Origin of the sequence: Curtobacterium poinsettiae (genome assembly GCF_047226435.1) — a bacterium.
Lineage (GTDB): Bacteria > Actinomycetota > Actinomycetes > Actinomycetales > Microbacteriaceae > Curtobacterium > Curtobacterium poinsettiae.
In genome coordinates this window covers 2,493,954-2,511,168 of sequence record NZ_CP178434.1, presented here as the reverse complement: position 1 = coordinate 2,511,168, position 17,215 = coordinate 2,493,954, and the positions used below count along the sequence as shown (strand labels likewise).

Below are 17,215 nucleotides of genomic sequence, written 5' to 3'. Positions count from 1 at the left end.
CCGAGCATGACCGAGTTCAGCACCCGGGCCGTCCACGCCGGCCAGGAGCCCGACGAGACCACCGGCGCCGTCATCCCGCCGATCCACCTGACGTCGACCTACGTGCAGGACGGCGTCGGTGGCATGCGCAACGGCTACGAGTACTCGCGCGCCGGCAACCCGACGCGTGACTCGCTGCAGGTGCTCCTGGCCGACCTGGACGGTGGCGTCGCGGCGTCGTCGTTCGCGTCCGGGCTCGCCGCCGAGGACGCCCTGCTCCGCGCCGCGCTGGTCCCCGGTGGCCGCGTCGTGATGGGCAACGACGTGTACGGCGGCACCCACCGCCTGGTGAGCCGGCTGCACGTGCCGTGGGGCGTCGAGCTCGTCGTCGTCGACATGAGCGACCTCGACCAGGTCCGGGCAGCGCTGCAGGACGCACCGGCCACCACCGTGCTCTGGGTCGAGACGCCGACGAACCCGCTCATGAAGATCGCCGACATCGCCGCGCTCGCGACCCTCGGGCACGAGTCGGGCGCGCTGGTGGTCGTCGACAACACCTTCGCGTCGCCGTACCTGCAGCAGCCGCTGTCGCTCGGCGCCGACGTCGTCGTGTACTCGACCACGAAGTACCTCGGCGGACACTCCGACGTCGTCGGCGGCGCCGTCGTGCTGGCGGACGAGGAGCTCGCGGCGAAGGTGCAGTTCCTGCAGTTCGGCGCCGGTGCGATCTCGTCGCCGTTCGACGCCTACCTGACCACCCGTGGCATCAAGACGCTCGCCGTGCGGATGGAGCGGCACTCGCGGAACGCGCAGGCCGTCGCCGAGGCCCTCGTCGTCGCGCCGGGTGTCGAGCGCGTCTACTACCCGGGCCTGCCCGACCACCCGGGGCACGACGTCGCCGCCCGTCAGATGCGCGGGTTCGGCGGGATGCTCTCGGTCGCCCTGTCCGGTGGTGCCGAGGCCGCGAAGCGGTTCGCGGAGTCGACGGAGCTGTTCGCCCTGGCCGAGTCGCTCGGCGGTGTGGAGTCGCTCATCGGGTACCCGAGCGAGATGACCCACGCGTCGGTGAAGGGCACCGAACTGGCCGTGCCGGAGAACGTCGTGCGGCTGTCGGTGGGCATCGAGGACGCCTGCGACCTGGTGGCGGACCTGGAGCAGGCGCTGACGCGCTGACGCGGGACCTGCTGCCGCGCTGACGCGCTGACGCGGGACCTGCTGCCGCGCCGACGCGCTGACGCGCTGACGCGGGACCTGCTGCCGCGCCGACGCGCGCCCGCGGGACACGCTGACGCGTCGTCGGCGGCCGCCCCTACGATGATCGGGTGAGCACGACGGCGTCGCGGACCAGCCTGTTGAGCGGGCCGTACGCCCTGGCGACGATCGGCATGGTCGCGATCGTCGGCGTCGCGGCGTTCCAGAACCTGGCGATGACGACGATCATGCCGGTGATCAGCCGCGACCTGGACGGCGAGACCCTGTACGCGCTCGCCTTCGCCGCCCCGCTCGCCGCCGGGGTGCCCGGCATGGTGCTCGCCGGCAACTGGAGCGACCGCGCGGGCGGCCGGATCGTGGCCTGGGTGTCGGCGGTGTTCTTCGCGGTGGGGACCGCCGTGGTGATGCTCGCGCCGACCATGGAGGTGTTCCTGGCCGGGCGGCTCATCGAGGGCTTCGGCGCCGGGGCCATCGACGTGGTGCTGTACGTGCTGGTCGCCCGGATCTTCCCCGCGGAGCTGCACGGACCGGTGTTCGCCGGGTTCGCCGCCGCCTGGGTGGTACCGGCACTGATCGGCCCTGCCCTGGCCGGCATCGTCACCGACACCTGGAACTGGCACTGGGTGTTCGCCGGGGCCCTGGTGATCGCGCTCGCCGCGTTCGTCCTGCTCGTGCCGACGCTCGGCCGGCTGCACCCTCCGGCGGCGGCGCTCCGCCCACCGTGGCAGCGGGCCCGGATCAGCTGGTCGGTGGCCGCGGCCGTGTCGATCCTGCTGCTCAACGTCGCGCCCGACCTGACCCCGTGGGGCATGGTCGCAGCCGTCGTCGTCGGGCTGGTCGGCACCTGGTTCGCCCTGCGGCCGCTGCTGCCGACCGGCACGTTCCGGGCCGCGGCCGGGTTGCCGTCGGTCGTGCTGCTGCGGGGGCTCGTCGCCGCGTCCTTCTTCGGGAGCGAGGCGTACGTGCCGTTCCTGCTGCAGGCCGAACACGGGCTGTCACCGTCGGCTGCCGGACTCGCCTTGACGGTGGCGGCGATCAGCTGGGCCGCGTCGAGCTGGGCGCACGGCCGCCTGGGGGAGCAGCGGCTCACCGCTCGTCGGACCTTCGGGGCCGGACTCACACTCGTGCTCGTGAGCCTGGTCGCAGCGCTCGCGGTGGCCACGTTCGACCTGTCGTGGTGGGTGCTGGTCGCCGGCTGGTTCGTCGGCGGCGCGGGCATGGGAGCGATCTACCCCCGCGCGTCGATGCTGACCCTGCGCTTCTCGGGTGAGGGCGACGACGGGTTCGCGAGCTCGGCCCTGACGATCGCGGACGCCGCGGGCAGCGTGATCGGCCTCGCGGTGACCGGCCTGCTCTTCACCGCGACCGGCGGAGCCGACGGGACGGTGTCGTTCCCGCTGGTGTTCGCGGCGATGATCGGCTTCGCTGGCGTCGCGATCGCGGCCGTCCGAAGGCTCGGTCCCGTGCCGGCACCAGCGACGACGGCCTCGGCGGGCCCGGGCGGAGCCGTGTCGTCGTCGCAGGGCCCGGCCGCCGGGTAGCGTGGCACACCGGACCGAAGAGGAGACACCGTGCTGCGCATCGTCGCCGTGACCGTCGCCCTGGCGGCGGCCCTGACCCTGGCCGGGTGCCAGGGGACGACGTCGGCTGCCCCCACGCCGGTGCAGAGCACCGACCTGACGAGCTCCGACGGGGGCTTCGACCAGCAGGCCGTGATCGGTGTCGTCCTGGTCCACGACGACGCGGCCCTGGCCGACCGGCTCCGCACCGACCTGGCCGACGCCGGGTTCCGGCCCGACGTCCGCGTCGCTCCGGCATCGGGTGCCGCTGCATCCCAGCGGACCGCGGTCGCCCAGCTCGTCCGCAAGGGCGCCAAGGCCCTGCTCGTGCACCCCGCCCGGGCCTCTGCACTGACCGGCGTGGTCCAGACCGCCCACGACGCCGGGGTCGTGGTGGTGTCCCTGGGGGATCCGCTGCCCGCGACCGGCACCGGTGGCGACGGGGTGTCCGCCGACTACCGCGTGCCGTCAGAGGGCGACGACGCGGCCACCGCGGCGGCGGCGGTCCAGGTCGTGCAGTCCCTGCAGCGTGGTGAGAAGCCGGAGAGCGAGCCCACCGACGGCGAGACGGCCGACGCCGAGTAGGAGCAGTCCGCTCAGCTCCACCACGCCGGGAACGACAGCGTGATCGTCTCCACCAGCGCCTTCCGCGACCGTCGGGGCCCGGCGAGCCAGGCCTCGATCGCCCCGACGAACCCCTGCGCCACGAACCCCGCGGCGACGTCGTCGAGCAGGTCGGGCCGACGGGCGGGGTCGAGCTCGCGGATGTGCAGGGCGCTCGACACCGTGAAGTGCTCGACGAGCAGCCGGTGCAGCGAGGCGTCGTTCGGGTCGGGGAGGGCCTTGCCGTAGATGTCACGGTGCGTCATCACGTGCTCGACGACGGCGTTGATGCCGCGCCGGGTGATGGTCGCGAGTTCGTCGGCTCCGGCGCCCCGGTCGGCGGCGGCCCGGCGGTCGTCGGCGTCCTCCTGCCGGATGCGGTCGAGCTCCGGTGTCAGGACGTCGGCGAGCAACGACCCGGGGGAGACCGCGTGCGAGTAGAACGTGGCGCGGTTGATCCCTGCGGCACGTGTGACGTCGGCGACGGTGATCTCCGAGACCGGTCGGTCTGCGGCGAGGCGCAGGATCGCCTCGCGCAGTGCTGCTGTGGTGTGCAGGATCCGGGCATCCACCATGACGCCCACCCCCTTCTGATCCGCTTCACCCGGAAGGCCCCCGAGCAGTCCGACGCTACCGCATGGTCCGCGCGCGGCAGCGGGACAGCACGAGCCGCTTCACGCGGGCGGCCGGCACCGGCGGCGCCGAGCACACACGGGCGACCGTAGGATGGTTCCGCGGACGAATCGATTCGATCGGCCCGCGATCACCCTCCGCCCCCTCATCGTCGAAGGACTCCTGTCTCGTGACCGCGCCCGCCACCACCGGTTCGCTCCGGGTCGTCCTGCACCCGGGAGACTCGCTCTCCCGCAGGCAGCGGCTCGTCTACGTCTTCGTCCTGGGCGCCCTGACGGCGCTCGGCCCGTTCACGATCGACCTCTACCTGCCGGCGTTCCCGGCGATCAAGGACCAGTTCGGCGTCACCGACGGCGCGGTCCAGCTGACGCTCACCGCGACGACGCTCGGCTTCGCCATCGGGCAGCTCCTGGTCGGCCCGTGGAGCGACAAGGTGGGCCGCCGCCTGCCGCTGATCATCGCGACGACGGTGCACATCGCCGCCTCGATCGGTGCGGCGACCGCACCGGACATCGAGCTGCTCGCGGTGTTCCGCGTGCTGCAGGGCATGGGTGCCGCGGCCGGTGGTGTGGTGGCGATGGCGACGGTGCGCGACCTGTTCGGCGGCAAGCCGCTCGTGCGCATGTTGTCCCGGCTGGCGATGGTGAACGGCCTCGCGCCGATCCTCGCGCCGCTCATCGGTTCGCAGATGCTGCAGTTCACCAGCTGGCGCGGCATCTTCGTCTTCCTCGCCTGCTACGGCCTCGCCGTGGTGATCGCCTCGGTCCTGCTCATCGTCGAGACCCTGCCGCCGGCCCGCCGGCACGAGGCCGGGCACTCCACCATCGGCCAGCGCTACAAGGCGCTGTTCTCCGACCGGATCTTCGTCGGCGTCGCGCTCATCGGCGCGATGGTGTTCAGCGGCCTGTTCTCGTACCTCAGCGCGTCGCCGTTCCTGTTCCAGCAGGTCTACGGTCTCGACGCGCAACAGTACGGACTGCTCTTCGCGGTCAACTCGGTCGGGGTCGTCCTCGGTGTGCAGATCTCGTCGCGGCTCGCCCAGCGTGTCGGTCCGCAGTGGATCCTGGCGTGCTCGACCGCGACCCTGCTGCTGGCGTCGCTCGCGATCATCGTCCTCGACCAGCTCGGTGCCGGTCTGGTCGGCGTGCTCGTGCCGCTCTGGTTCTTCATCGCCGCGTGCGGGTTCTCGTTCCCGCTCGTCCAGGTCATCGGTCTCGCCGCCCACGGGAAAGAGGCGGGGACCGCCGCCTCGGTGCTCGGCGCCCTGAACTTCGGCGTCGCCGGGCTCATCTCGCCGGTGGTCGGCTGGCTCGGCATCACGACGGCCAGCCCGATGGCGATCGTGATGGCGTCGACCGCCGCGGTCGCGATCCTCGTGCTCTGGTTCGTGGTCCGCCCCAGGACGGTCCCCGCGCTCACGCACTGACCCCGAACCGCCGCGGGTCAGACTCCCTAGGCTGTGCCCATGAGCGACGCGACGGAGCGGGCACGGGCGGCTGCCGAGGCAGCGAGGCAAGCTGCCGACGAGGCACGTCGGCTCGCCGACGAAGCGGTGCGGCGCGCCGAGGAGCTCGCCGCCGCCCTGACGGCGGAGGAGCAGGCGAGCCAGACCCCCGACGCGGAACCCGCGGTCGTCGGGTCCCCGCCACCCACCGGCCAGGAGGCGCGGCTCGCGCCCGACGCGGAGCCCACCGCTCCGGTCGCACCGGTTCCCACCACCCCTGGCGCGCGGGTCGACGCGACCGCCCCGGATCCGGTGGCGACGACGGCGACCGGCACCGTGCCTCCCGTCCGTGCCGAAGCCGGCCCGCTCGGACCGGACGCGGTCGCCGCGATCCGCGACGGCTACGCCGTCGACGGCGGCGCGATCGAACTCGGCGCCCTGGTCAACGGCGCAGCGGTGCCCGACGTGCAGGTCCGGATCCCGCTCGCGATGCTGAACCGGCACGGGCTGGTGGCGGGGGCGACCGGCACCGGCAAGACCCGGACGCTCCAGGTGCTCGCCGAGCAGATCGCGGCGAACGGGGTGCCCGTGTTCGCCGCCGACGTCAAGGGCGACCTGTCGGGTCTGGCCGTCGCGGGGCAGGCGAACGACAAGCTCCTCGACCGCACCGCGGGCATCGGTCAGCAGTGGCAGGGCGTCGCGAGCCAGGCCGAACTGTTCTCGCTGGGCGGGCAGGGCACCGGCGTGCCGATCCGTGCCACCGTGTCGGGCTTCGGACCGCTGCTGCTGTCGAAGGTGCTCGGGCTGAACGACACGCAGGAGTCCTCGCTCGGCCTGGTGTTCCACTACGCCGCGCAGCAGGGCCTCGCGCTGGTGGACCTCGACGACCTGCGGAGCGTGCTGACGTTCCTGGTGAGCAACCAGGGCAAGGGGGAACTCGCCGAGCTCGGGGGCCTGTCGAAGCAGACCGCCGGGGTGATCCTGCGCGAGCTCGTCACCTTCGCCGACCAGGGTGCCGACCAGTTCTTCGGCGAGCCCGAGATCGACACACAGGTGTTCCTGCGGACGGCGGCGGACGGGCGGGGGATCGTCAGCCTGCTCGAGGTGCCCGGTGTGCAGGACCGGCCGGAGGTCTTCTCGACGTTCCTGATGTGGTTGCTGGCCGACCTTTTCAACGAGCTGCCCGAGGTCGGCGACCAGGAGAAGCCGAAGCTCGTGTTCTTCCTGGACGAGGCGCACCTGTTGTTCAGCGGTGCGTCGAAGGACTTCACCGAGCAGATCGTGCGGACCGTTCGGCTCATCCGGTCGAAGGGCGTCGGGGTCTTCTTCGTGACGCAGACCCCGAAGGACGTGCCGAACGACGTGCTCGCGCAGCTCGGATCGCGCATCCAGCACCAGCTCCGCGCGCACACGCCGGACGACGCGAAGGCGCTCCGGGCGACGGTGTCGACGTACCCGACGAGCGACTACGACCTGGGGGAGGTGCTCACGTCGCTCGCGACCGGTGAGGCGATCGTCACGGTGATGAACGAACGTGGTGCTCCGACCCCGGTCGCGTGGACCCGGCTGCGCGCACCGCAGGGGTCGATGGACCCGATGCCGGCCGACGAGATGGCCGCCCGGGTGCAGGCCTCACCGCTCCTGGCGACCTACGGCACCCGCGTCGACCCGGACTCGGCCCGCGAGGTGCTCGCGCGTCGCATGGAGGCCGCGGCCGCCGAGGCCGCTGCTGCTGCCGAAGCCGCCGCTGCCGACACCGCCGCGGACGCGTCGGCGGTCGAGGCCCAGCGGGAGTTCGAACGGCAACAGCGGGAGTTCGAGCGTGCCGAGCGGGCGTCGGAGTCGCGGCGTTCCGGTCGGACCGGTGGTTCCGGTCGGACGACCCGGCCCGGGACGCGGCGCTCCGCGGACGACCCGCTGACCGATCTGCTCGGCGCAGGGCTCGGCGGGACCATCGCGAAGGAAGTGGTCCGGGGGATCTTCTCGACGCTGCGGCGGCGACGCTGACCGATGCCGTGCGGCTGGTTCAGCGGGCGTCGAGGCCGGCGAACTCGACGGCGAGCAGCCCGCCGACGACCAGCACGACGAGGCCGCCCACGAGCAGGAACACCGCACGCTGCTCGTACCAGGCGCGGCTCGTCGGGTACCGCTTCGCGAAGGTGCGGACCGAGACCGGCCGAGCGTCCTCGACGACCTGCACGCCGAGCGCGTCGACCACCCGGTCGAGTCCGTCGTCGCCCCAGACGTCGGCCCGGAGCCGGAACAGGTGAGTGCCGATCCGGTCGAACGCGACGAGTTCTCGCACGGTCCGGTCCACCGACGAGCCGAACGTCGTGGCGAGGACCAGGCTGTGCACGCGGTCACGGGGGATCCGGCGGTGCGCGGTGAGCACCCCGCGGATCGTCACGCCGTCGTCGTCGATCCCGATGAACGCGGTGTGCAGCCGGACGAACACGACGCCGACGGCCGCGGCCATCGCGACGACGATGCCGGCGAAGACAGCCCAGGTGCGGAACGGGAACGAGACCCAGACCAGGGCGACGGCGAGCGGCACGGCCGAGAAGGCGATGCTCAGCGCCGTGGAGCGGACGAGCGAGCGGCGCGGGCGGAGGACCGTGTCGAAGACGGACAGGCGAACGGGCACGGCCGCCGGCACGGTGGTTTCCCCCATGGCGCGTCTCCTCGTCCCCTCGGGTGTTCCGGGCACGCTGACCAGCACGCCTTCCGAGCGACGCCCCTGCCGCTCGATGCACCGCGGTCGGCTCGTCCCGGAGCCGTTCGCTCGGCCAGCATAGGCGACCGACGGGTATCGGGGACAGCCCGTTCCACCCCTGATCAGCGTTTCCCGGCCAACGCAGGGGCACCAGGGCACGTGCTGGTCCGCCGGGTGGGGGACCACTGCGCCTGCGGAACGACGAAGGACCCACACCGAGCCGGTGCGGGTCCTTCGTTCGTGCTGTTCGTTCGCTGCGGAGAATGGGGGATTCGAACCCCCGAGGGCTTGCACCCAACACGCTTTCCAAGCGTGCGCCATAGGCCACTAGGCGAATTCTCCTGACACCGTCTCGCGACGGCGACACCCAATGGTACAGGTTCTGCGCGGTGCTCACGACCGCGTGTCGTCGGCGCCGGTGCTCCCAGATGTCGTGACACGTCCGGCGACTACCCTGGGCGTCGTGTCGACCCGCATCTACATCACGTCAGCAGAAGGGCACACGGGCAAGAGCACCGTCGCCCTCGGTGTCCTCGAGACCCTCGCCCGGTCCGTCGGCCGCGTCGGCGTGTTCCGGCCCGTCGCCCGCTCGGTGGTCGAGCCCGACTACGTCCTCGAACTGCTGCTGCAGCACACGGCCGTCGGCATCTCCTACGACGACGCCGTCGGGGTCACCTACGACGACGTGCACGCCGACCCCGAGGCGGCGCTCGGCACCATCGTCACCCGGTTCGCCCAGGTGGAGCGGCAGTGCGACGCCGTCGTGGTGCTCGGGTCCGACTACACCGACGTCGGCAGCCCAACCGAGCTGTCCTTCAACGCGAAGGTCGCCGCGAACCTCGGCGCCCCGGTGCTCCTCGTGCTGGGTGGCCGCGACGCCGCCGAGCGTGCGGCCCGCAGCCCCGAGGGCATGGCGCAGGTCGCGGACGTCACGACCAGCGAGCTGCGGGCGGCACACGCGCAGCTGTTCGGCGTCGTGGTGAACCGCGCCGACCCGGACGCCCTCGCCGCCATCGTGACGAGCGTCGAGCAGGCCGTGCACGACGACCACCCCGACGTCCCGGTGTGGGCGATCCCCGAGGACCGCGTGCTCGTCGCCCCGACGGTCCGCGCTCTGCTGCAGGCCACCGGTGCCACCCTGGTGCGCGGTGACGACGCCCTGCTCGACCGCGAGGCACTCGGCACCGTGGTCGCGGGCATGAGCATGGAGAACGTCCTGCCCCGGCTGATCGAAGGCGGCATCGTCGTGGTCCCCGGTGACCGGAGCGACGTCCTCATCGCCACGCTGCTCGCCAACCAGTCCGAGACCTTCCCGAGCCTGGCCGGCGTCATCCTGAACGGCGGGTTCGAGATCGCCCCGCAGGTGTCCCGGCTGCTCGAGGGCCTGTCGAGCTCGCTGCCGATCGCGCAGAACGACCTCGGAACGTACGACACCGCCCTGCGCATCACCCAGACCCGTGGCCGTCTGGCCGCGGACTCGCCCCGGAAGGCCGACCTGGCGCTCGCGCTGTTCGAGCAGCACGTCGACGCCGAGGCCCTGCGCGACCGCCTGCAGCTCGCCCCCTCCGGCGTCGTCACCCCGCTGATGTTCGAGCACGGTCTGCTCGACCGGGCCCGCAGCTACGGCAAGCGCATCGTCCTGCCCGAGGGCGAGGACGACCGCATCCTCCGCGCCGCCTCCACCCTGCTGCAGCGCCAGGTCTGCGACCTCACGATCCTCGGCGACCCCACCGCCATCCGCACCCGGGCGACCGAGCTCGGCCTCGACCTCGAGGCCGCGCAGCTCGTCTCGCCGTTCGACCCCGAGCTGCGCGAACGCTTCGCCGAGGAGTACACCCGGCTCCGAGCCCACAAGGGGATGTCGATCGAGCTCGCCCGCGACACCGTCACCGACGTCTCGTACTTCGGCACGATGATGGTGCAGCTCGGGCTCGCCGACGGCATGGTCTCCGGCGCGAAGCACACCACGGCGCACACCATCCGGCCGTCGTTCGAGATCATCAAGACGCGTCCGGACACCTCGATCGTGTCGAGCGTGTTCCTGATGGCGCTCGCCGACCGCGTGCTGGTCTACGGCGACTGCGCGGTGATCCCGGACCCGACGAGCGAGCAACTCGCCGACATCGCGATCTCCTCCGCCGAGACCGCGACCCAGTTCGGCATCGACCCGCGCGTCGCCATGCTCAGCTACTCCACCGGCGACAGCGGCTCCGGCGCCGACGTCGACAAGGTGCGCGCCGGCACCGCGTTCGTGCGGGAACGCCGCCCCGACCTGCTGGTGGAGGGCCCGATCCAGTACGACGCCGCAGCCGACCCCACGGTCGCGTCGACCAAGATGCCGGACTCCCCGGTGGCCGGCCGGGCGACGGTGTTCATCTTCCCGGACCTCAACACCGGCAACAACACGTACAAGGCCGTGCAGCGCTCGGCCGGTGCCGTGGCGATCGGCCCGGTCCTGCAGGGCCTGCGCAAGCCGATCAACGACCTGTCGCGCGGCGCCCTGGTGGGCGACATCGTGAACACCGTCGCGATCACCGCGATCCAGGCCGGCACCGCGACCGACGCGGCCTGACCGCCCGACCCGCACCGCGCCTCCAGGCCCGACAGAAAGTGACCACCCCGTGACCGCAGCCCTCGTCGTCAACTCCGGCTCGAGTTCGTTCAAGTACCAGCTCATCGAGCTCGAGGACGAGCGCACGCTCGCCTCCGGCCTCGTCGAGCGCATCGGCGAATCCGCCGGGGCCTGGAAGCACACCAACGCGCTGACGGGGGAGTCGTCGTCGAACGACGCCGCGTCGGTGCCCGACCACGCGGCCGGGTTCCAGGCGATGATCGACGCGTTCGCGAAGGTCGGCCCGTCGTTCGACGAGCACCCGCCCGCAGTCGTCGGCCACCGCGTCGTCCACGGCGGCACCACCTTCGACCGCGCGACGGTCGTCACCGACCAGGTCGAGCAGCAGATCGAGGACCTCAACAGCCTCGCGCCGCTGCACAACCCCGCCAACCTCGAGGGGATCCGGGCCGCGAAGCAGGTGTTCTCGGACGTCCCGCACGTCGCCGTGTTCGACACCGCGTTCCACCAGACGATGCCGCCGCACGCCTACACGTACGCGATCCCCGCCGACCTGGCCGCCGAGTACGGGATCCGCCGCTACGGCATGCACGGCACCAGCCACAAGTACGTCTCCGAGCAGGCCGCGGAGTTCCTCGACCGGCCGCTCGCCGAGCTCAAGACGATCGTGCTGCACCTGGGCAACGGCGCCTCGGTCGCAGCGATCGACGGCGGGAAGTCCATCGAGACCTCGATGGGGCTCACCCCGCTCGAGGGGCTCGTCATGGGCACCCGCTCCGGCGACCTGGACCCCGCGGTCCTCATCCACCTGCACCGCGAGGCCGGGATGACCTTCGACGAGCTCGACACCATGCTCAACAAGCGGTCCGGCCTGCTCGGCCTGACGGGCAGCGGCGACATGCGCGACGTGCAGGACGCCGCCACCAAGGGCGACGAGCAGGCGGAGGCGGCGCTCGCCGTGTACCGCCACCGCATCCGTCGCTACGTGGGCGCCTACACGGCACAGCTCGGCGGGCTCGACGCGGTCGTGTTCACCGCAGGGGTCGGCGAGAACAACGCGCTGCTGCGGCGCCGCGTGCTCGCGGGGCTCGAGCACCTGGGCATCGAGGTCGACCCGGACCGGAACGAGCTGGCGTCGCGGGACGCCCGCCGCATCTCGACGGACGGCTCGCGGGTCGCGGTGCTCGTGATCCCGACGAACGAGGAACTCGAGATCGCTCGGCAGTCGGCTGCGGTCGCGCTCTGAGGGGTGCCGCCGAGGCGTCGCACGTCGCACGTCGCGGTGTCGCGGCGGCACGGTGCGGTGTTCGTCGGCTGGTGCGGGGTTGGCTGCTGGGTGTGCGTTTGCGGCGCGGCACGGGGCGCGGAAGTCCGCACGGGGTGAGTAGGTGCGCACGGTGCGGACGGGAGACGCGGGGTGGGTTGGCTGCGTGCCTCCCGTCCGTCGGTGGGTTGCGTCGCGGCGGCACGGTGCGGTGTTCGTGGGTGGGTGCGGGGTTGGCTGCTGGGTGCGCGTTTGCGGCGCGGCACGGGGCGCGCAAGTCCGCACGGGGTGAGCAGGCGCGCACGGTGCGGACGGGAGGCGCGGGGCGGGTTGGCTGCGTGCCTCCCGTCCGTCGGTGGGTTGCGTCGCGGCGGCACGGTGCGGTGTTCGTGGGTGGGTGCGGGGTTGGCTGCTGGGTGCGCGTTTGCGGCGCGGCACGGGGCGCGCAAGTCCGCACGGGTTGAGCAAATGCGCACGGTGCGGACGGGAGGCGCGGGGCGGGTTGGCTGCGTGCCTCCCGTCCGTCGGTGGGTCGCGTCGCGGCGGCACGGTGCGGTGTTCGTGGGTGGGTGCGGGGTTGGCTGCTGGGTGCGCCTTTGCGGCGCGGCACGGGGCGCGCAAGTCCGCACGGGGTGAGCAGGCGCGCACGGTGCGCGGCCCGGCACCTTCGGCGAGGAGCTCGCACGGGGTGACGAAGCGCGCACGGTGCCGGCTGCACCGACGGGTCAGGTGAGGGCGTTCAGCGCCGCCGGGATCGGGGTGTCGCCACTGGTGACCTCGAACTGCACGCCGACCGCGGCATCGTCGAGCAGCGCGTGCAGGACGACGGTCGCGACGTCCGCACGGGGGATCGAGCCCCGTGGCACCGTTCGGCCGACGTCGACGGTTCCCTGCGGGGGAGTGTCCAGCAGCCCGCCGGGACGCACGATCGTCCAGCGGAGGCGTCGAGCCCGCAGGTTCGCGTCGGCCTCGGCCTTCGCCCGCAGGTAGACCTGGAACACCGCGGCGTCATCCTGGGCGGGCACGACCGCGAGCTGGGGGTCGTAGGTGTCGGCCGCCATCGCCGAGATCATCACGTAGCGCTCGATGCCGGCGCGCTCGGCGGCGTCGGCGAGCAGGATCGCGCCGTCGCGGTCGACCGTGAGCTTCCGTTCGGCGCCGCTGTTCGGTCCGGCACCGGCGGCGAAGACCACGGCGTCCACCCCACGCAGGCGCAGCGCCAGGTCGTCGTCGCCGAGCTGCTCCAGGTCCGCGACGATCGCACGGGCCCCCTGTTGCTCGACATCGGCCACGTGCGCGGGGTTGCGGACGATGGCGACGGCGTCGTGGCCGGCGTCGGTGATCTGGCGGGCGAGGAGCAGGGCGATCTGGCCGTGTCCTCCGGCGATGGCGATCTTCATGTGTTCGAGTCTGCCCGTCGCGTCCGGTAGACTTCTCGGCGGCTCCTCACGTGACGCCATCCAGGCCAACTCCCCCAGGGCGGAAACGCAGCAAGGGTAACCAGGCTCTGGCGGGTGCGTGAGGAGTCTTCTTCGTTCCCGGAGGGTAACCAGGGCTGCGCTGATCTCGTGTGCGGGTGCGTGAGGAGTCTTCTTCGTTCCCGGAGGGTAACCAGGGCTGCGCTGATCTCGTGCGGGTGCGTGAGGAGTCTTCTTCGTTCCCGCCGGGCCTGTGGACGGGCACGCGGGTTGTCGGTCGTGACGGCTACCCTTGTCGCGTGGTCACCGCCCTGTATCGCCGTTACCGGCCCGAGAACTTCGCCGAGCTGATCGGGCAGTCGCAGGTCACCGACCCGCTCCGCACGGCGCTCCGCACGAACCGCGTCAACCACGCCTACCTGTTCAGCGGGCCCCGTGGCTGCGGCAAGACGACCTCGGCCCGCATCCTCGCGCGCTGCCTGAACTGTGCCGAAGGCCCGACGGACACCCCGTGCGGTGTCTGCCCGAGCTGCGTCGAACTCGCCCGCGACGGCAGCGGATCGCTCGACGTCATCGAGATCGACGCGGCGAGCCACAACGGTGTCGACGACGCACGTGACCTGCGCGACCGTGCCGTGTTCGCCCCGGCTCGCGACCGCTACAAGATCTTCATCCTCGACGAAGCGCACATGGTGACGCCGCAGGGCTTCAACGCGCTGCTCAAGCTGGTCGAGGAACCCCCGGAGCACGTCAAGTTCATCTTCGCGACGACCGAGCCCGAGAAGGTCATCGGCACCATCCGGTCGCGCACCCACCACTACCCGTTCCGGCTCGTCCCGCCCGCGGTGATGCTCGAGTACATCGAGCAGCTCTGCACGCAGGAGTCCGTCTCCGTGGCACCCGGCGTCCTTCCCCTGGTGGTGCGCGCGGGTGGCGGGTCGGTCCGCGACACCCTCTCGTTGCTCGACCAGCTGATGGCCGGCAGCGAAGACGGCGCGATCGCCTACGAGCGTGCCGTCGCCCTGCTCGGTTACACCGACGCAGCCCTGCTCGACGACGTCGTCGACGCCCTGGCCGTCGCCGACCCGGCTTCCGCCTTCGCCGCGATCGACCGCGTCGTGCAGACCGGGCAGGATCCCCGCCGCTTCGTCGAGGACCTGCTCGAGCGCCTGCGCGACCTGATCGTCGTGGCGGCGACGAACGAGAGCGCCGCCGCCGTCCTGCGCGGCGTCTCGCCGGAAGAGCTCGACACCATGAGCCGCCAGGCCGGGGTCTTCGGTGCGACGGGGCTCTCCCGCTCCGCCGACATCGCGAACCGTGCCCTCACCGACATGACCGGTGCGACCTCGCCCCGGTTGCACCTCGAACTCATGACGGCCCGGATGCTCGTGCCCGAGGCCGACGACACCCAGCGCGGAGCCCTCGCCCGGGTGGAGCGCCTGGAACGTCGCGTCGGTGTCGGTGACGTCGGTGGACACGACGCCGGTGGGCACCAGGTCGGCGCCGGTGAGCAGTCCGCTCCGGCCGTCGCCGCTGCACCGCGTCGTGAGCAGCCGGCGGCCGCGGCTCCCGCAGCTCCTGCTCCCTCCCTCGCGCCGACGCCCGTTCCGGCACCGGGTGCGGCTCGCACGACGGCCCCCGAGCGTCCGGCTGCACAGCAGAGCGCGCCCCAGGCCGATTCCGGGGCCGTCGCTCGTGACGCCGCGGCGTCCTGGGCCGCGGTCGCTCCGAGCGCTCCGGAAGCGCCCGCACAGACGCCGACCTCGACCGGGGCCTCGAAGCCCCAGGACGCGAAGTCCGGGGCTGAGCCGGTCAGTCCGTCGTCCACCGGTCAGGGCACGACGATCGGCGACGAGCCCGCCGTCCGGACCGTCGGTGCCGTCGGCTTCCAGCAGATGCGTGACTCCTGGCCGCAGATCGTCGAGCACGTGCAGCACGCCAAGCGTTCGGCGTGGTCGGTGGTCGTCACGGCGCAGGTCACCGCGCTCCGCGACGACGTCCTGACGCTGACGTTCCCGAGTCAGCAGGACGTTGCTTCGTTCAAGGAGATGTCCGATCCCTCGGCCAGCGTCAGCGAACTGCTGCGCGCCGCCATCGTCGACGTGCTCGGGCTCCGCGTGAAGTTCGTCGCCCGCGGGCCGGGTCAGCAGCAGCGTCAGCAGCAGCAGCAGCAGTCGGCTCCGGCCCAGCAAACGGCTCCGGCCCCGCAACCTGCTCCGGCCCAGCAACCTGCTCCGGCGCAGCAGGCTGCACCGGCCCAGCGTCCGGCTCCCGTTGCCCAGGCCCCCGCCGCCGCGGCACCGGAGTCCCCGGCGCCGAAGTCTGCTGACGCGCCCGCGCCCGCGACAACGGCTGCTCCGGCGCCGGAGTCGCAGGCAGTGCCCGCTGCAGCTGCGGAGCCGGAAGCAGCCCCTGCGGCAGCAGCGGTACCCGAGGCTGTGTCGGAACAGCAGGCGGCGAAGGCCGCGCCGGCACCGGAGGCCGCGCCGGCCCCCGGAGCACCGACCTCGCCCGCGCCGCAGCGTGACGCGGCACCCGCCGATCCCACCCCTGCTCCCTCGGGCGCACCGGTGACCGACTGGGCGGTCGCGACGATCCCCGCCAACGACCCCACCGCCGACGCCGTCCCGGAGTCCGTCGAGCCGAGCTGGGCAGCACCGTTCGGCACCGCACCGGCGTCCGCACCGGTCGCCCCCGCCGAGACCACCACGACGGAGCCGACGCAGCCAGCAGCACCCGCGCGACCTGCTGGTGCCACGGGTGGGCAGCCCGACCAGCCGACCACCCCGGGGCAGCAGGCGGCGTCCGGAGCGGCAGCCGTGCCTCCCGGCGGTCCCGTCGTGCCGGGCGTCCCCGTCGACGACTACCCGCTCGACGACGAACCGTACGACGACGGCGCACCGTTCCCCGACCCGGGGATCGGTCGCGGCGCGGCGACCGCAGCCGCCGCGCCGGCGGCCCCGGCGCAGCAGGCCGCGCCGCAGCGCGCGTCCCAGCCGTCGGCACCTGCCGCCGCTGCTCCGCGCACCGCGCCGCCCGCGCGCCGCGCGCCGGTCGCGGGTCGGTACGGCGAGGCGGTCGTGCGTGAGATCCTCAACGCTCAGTTCATCGAGGAGACCGCCCTCCACCAGGACGGTGCCTGATGTACGACGGGATCGTCCAGGACCTCATCGACGAGTTCGGCCGCCTGCCCGGCATCGGCCCGAAGTCGGCGCAGCGCATCGCCTTCCACATCCTGCAGACCGAGTCGTTCGACCCGAGCCGACTGTCTGAGCTGCTCGCCGACGTCAAGGAGCGGGTCCGCTTCTGCGAGATCTGCGGCAACGTCACCGAGAACGTGCAGTGCAGCATCTGCCGTGACCCGCGTCGTTCGCCCGCCACCATCTGCGTGGTGGAAGAGGCGAAGGACGTCGCGGCGATCGAGCGGACCCGCGAGTTCCGTGGGCTGTACCACGTGCTCGGCGGGGCGATCAGCCCGATCGACGGCATCGGCCCGGACGACCTGCGCATCCAGCAGCTCATGACGCGCCTGGCCGACGGCACCGTGGCCGAGGTCATCATCGCGACCGACCCCAACCTCGAGGGCGAGGCGACGGCGACCTACCTCAGCCGGCTGCTCGTCCCGATGGGCATCCGCACCACGCGGCTCGCGTCGGGGCTGCCGGTCGGTGGCGACCTGGAGTACGCCGACGAGGTCACACTCGGTCGTGCCTTCGAAGGCCGCCGCGTCGTCGGCGGCTGACCGCCACGCAGGATCCTTGCGTCGGGGCCCACTCGCACGCAACATCCCCGAAACACCCTCTACCATTGTGAGACCG

General features: G+C 72.5%; 12 protein-coding genes, 1 tRNA gene and 1 other RNA gene. 10 read left to right on the top strand and 4 right to left on the bottom strand.

Features of this window, described 5'->3' with window-relative positions; all coding sequences use genetic code 11:
• The first annotated feature begins 6 nt into the window (after window positions 1–6).
• From ACL00U_RS11730 to ACL00U_RS11720, 3 genes are all read left to right on the top strand, one after another.
• Window positions 7–1,152, top strand: coding sequence for a cystathionine gamma-synthase (locus ACL00U_RS11730; RefSeq protein ID WP_412873428.1), 1,146 nt, complete (start codon window positions 7–9; stop codon window positions 1,150–1,152).
• 149 nt (window positions 1,153–1,301) lie between these two features.
• Window positions 1,302–2,732 carry an MFS transporter gene (locus tag ACL00U_RS11725; RefSeq protein WP_017888670.1) on the top strand — a complete coding sequence of 477 codons (1,431 nt, stop codon included), beginning with the start codon at window positions 1,302–1,304 and terminating at the stop codon, window positions 2,730–2,732.
• Between the two features lie 30 nt (window positions 2,733–2,762).
• Window positions 2,763–3,335, top strand: coding sequence for a substrate-binding domain-containing protein (locus ACL00U_RS11720; protein WP_042541130.1), 573 nt, complete (start codon window positions 2,763–2,765; stop codon window positions 3,333–3,335).
• Between the two features lie 11 nt (window positions 3,336–3,346).
• Here the strand turns inward: ACL00U_RS11720 and ACL00U_RS11715 are convergent, their stop codons facing one another.
• On the bottom strand, window positions 3,347–3,928 hold the full coding sequence (locus ACL00U_RS11715; RefSeq protein WP_152427349.1) for a TetR/AcrR family transcriptional regulator: 582 nt from the start codon (window positions 3,926–3,928) through the stop codon (window positions 3,347–3,349).
• Window positions 3,929–4,155: 227 nt separating this feature from the next.
• Between ACL00U_RS11715 and ACL00U_RS11710 the strand changes: the two genes are divergently transcribed.
• Complete coding sequence (locus ACL00U_RS11710) at window positions 4,156–5,412, top strand: multidrug effflux MFS transporter (protein WP_017888673.1); 1,257 nt, start codon at window positions 4,156–4,158, stop codon at window positions 5,410–5,412.
• A gap of 39 nt (window positions 5,413–5,451) precedes the next feature.
• Window positions 5,452–7,437, top strand: coding sequence for a helicase HerA-like domain-containing protein (locus ACL00U_RS11705; RefSeq protein ID WP_412873427.1), 1,986 nt, complete (start codon window positions 5,452–5,454; stop codon window positions 7,435–7,437).
• A gap of 19 nt (window positions 7,438–7,456) precedes the next feature.
• On the opposite strand, the gene ACL00U_RS11700 is transcribed toward ACL00U_RS11705, so the two are convergent.
• Together ACL00U_RS11700 and ACL00U_RS11695 are read right to left on the bottom strand one after the other, a co-directional pair.
• The gene (locus tag ACL00U_RS11700) at window positions 7,457–8,101 is read right to left on the bottom strand and encodes a hypothetical protein (protein WP_017888675.1); all 645 of its coding nucleotides are present in this window, start codon (window positions 8,099–8,101) and stop codon (window positions 7,457–7,459) included.
• A gap of 299 nt (window positions 8,102–8,400) precedes the next feature.
• Window positions 8,401–8,485 (bottom strand) — tRNA-Ser (locus tag ACL00U_RS11695).
• A gap of 121 nt (window positions 8,486–8,606) precedes the next feature.
• Here ACL00U_RS11695 and pta point away from each other — a divergent pair.
• Together pta and ACL00U_RS11685 are read left to right on the top strand one after the other, a co-directional pair.
• The gene (gene pta, locus ACL00U_RS11690; protein WP_017888676.1) at window positions 8,607–10,715 is read left to right on the top strand and encodes a phosphate acetyltransferase; all 2,109 of its coding nucleotides are present in this window, start codon (window positions 8,607–8,609) and stop codon (window positions 10,713–10,715) included.
• 49 nt (window positions 10,716–10,764) lie between these two features.
• Complete coding sequence (locus ACL00U_RS11685) at window positions 10,765–11,961, top strand: acetate/propionate family kinase (protein WP_017888677.1); 1,197 nt, start codon at window positions 10,765–10,767, stop codon at window positions 11,959–11,961.
• A 743-nt stretch (window positions 11,962–12,704) separates the two neighbouring features.
• On the opposite strand, the gene ACL00U_RS11680 is transcribed toward ACL00U_RS11685, so the two are convergent.
• The gene (locus ACL00U_RS11680; protein ID WP_159556719.1) at window positions 12,705–13,379 is read right to left on the bottom strand and encodes an SDR family oxidoreductase; all 675 of its coding nucleotides are present in this window, start codon (window positions 13,377–13,379) and stop codon (window positions 12,705–12,707) included.
• 37 nt (window positions 13,380–13,416) lie between these two features.
• On the opposite strand from ACL00U_RS11680, the gene ffs reads away from it, so the two are divergent.
• The 3 genes from ffs to recR all read left to right on the top strand — a co-directional run bounded on the left by ffs (window position 13,417) and on the right by recR (window position 17,139).
• An RNA gene (gene ffs / locus ACL00U_RS11675) (signal recognition particle sRNA small type) lies at window positions 13,417–13,513 on the top strand.
• 183 nt (window positions 13,514–13,696) lie between these two features.
• Window positions 13,697–16,540 (top strand): DNA polymerase III subunit gamma and tau, encoded by a 2,844-nt coding sequence (locus ACL00U_RS11670; RefSeq protein WP_412873426.1) that lies wholly within the window; start codon window positions 13,697–13,699, stop codon window positions 16,538–16,540.
• Window positions 16,540–17,139 carry a recombination mediator RecR gene (gene recR / locus ACL00U_RS11665; protein ID WP_017888680.1) on the top strand — a complete coding sequence of 200 codons (600 nt, stop codon included), beginning with the start codon at window positions 16,540–16,542 and terminating at the stop codon, window positions 17,137–17,139. Before ACL00U_RS11670 ends, recR begins: the two co-directional genes overlap by 1 nt.
• Window positions 17,140–17,215: the final 76 nt, after the last annotated feature.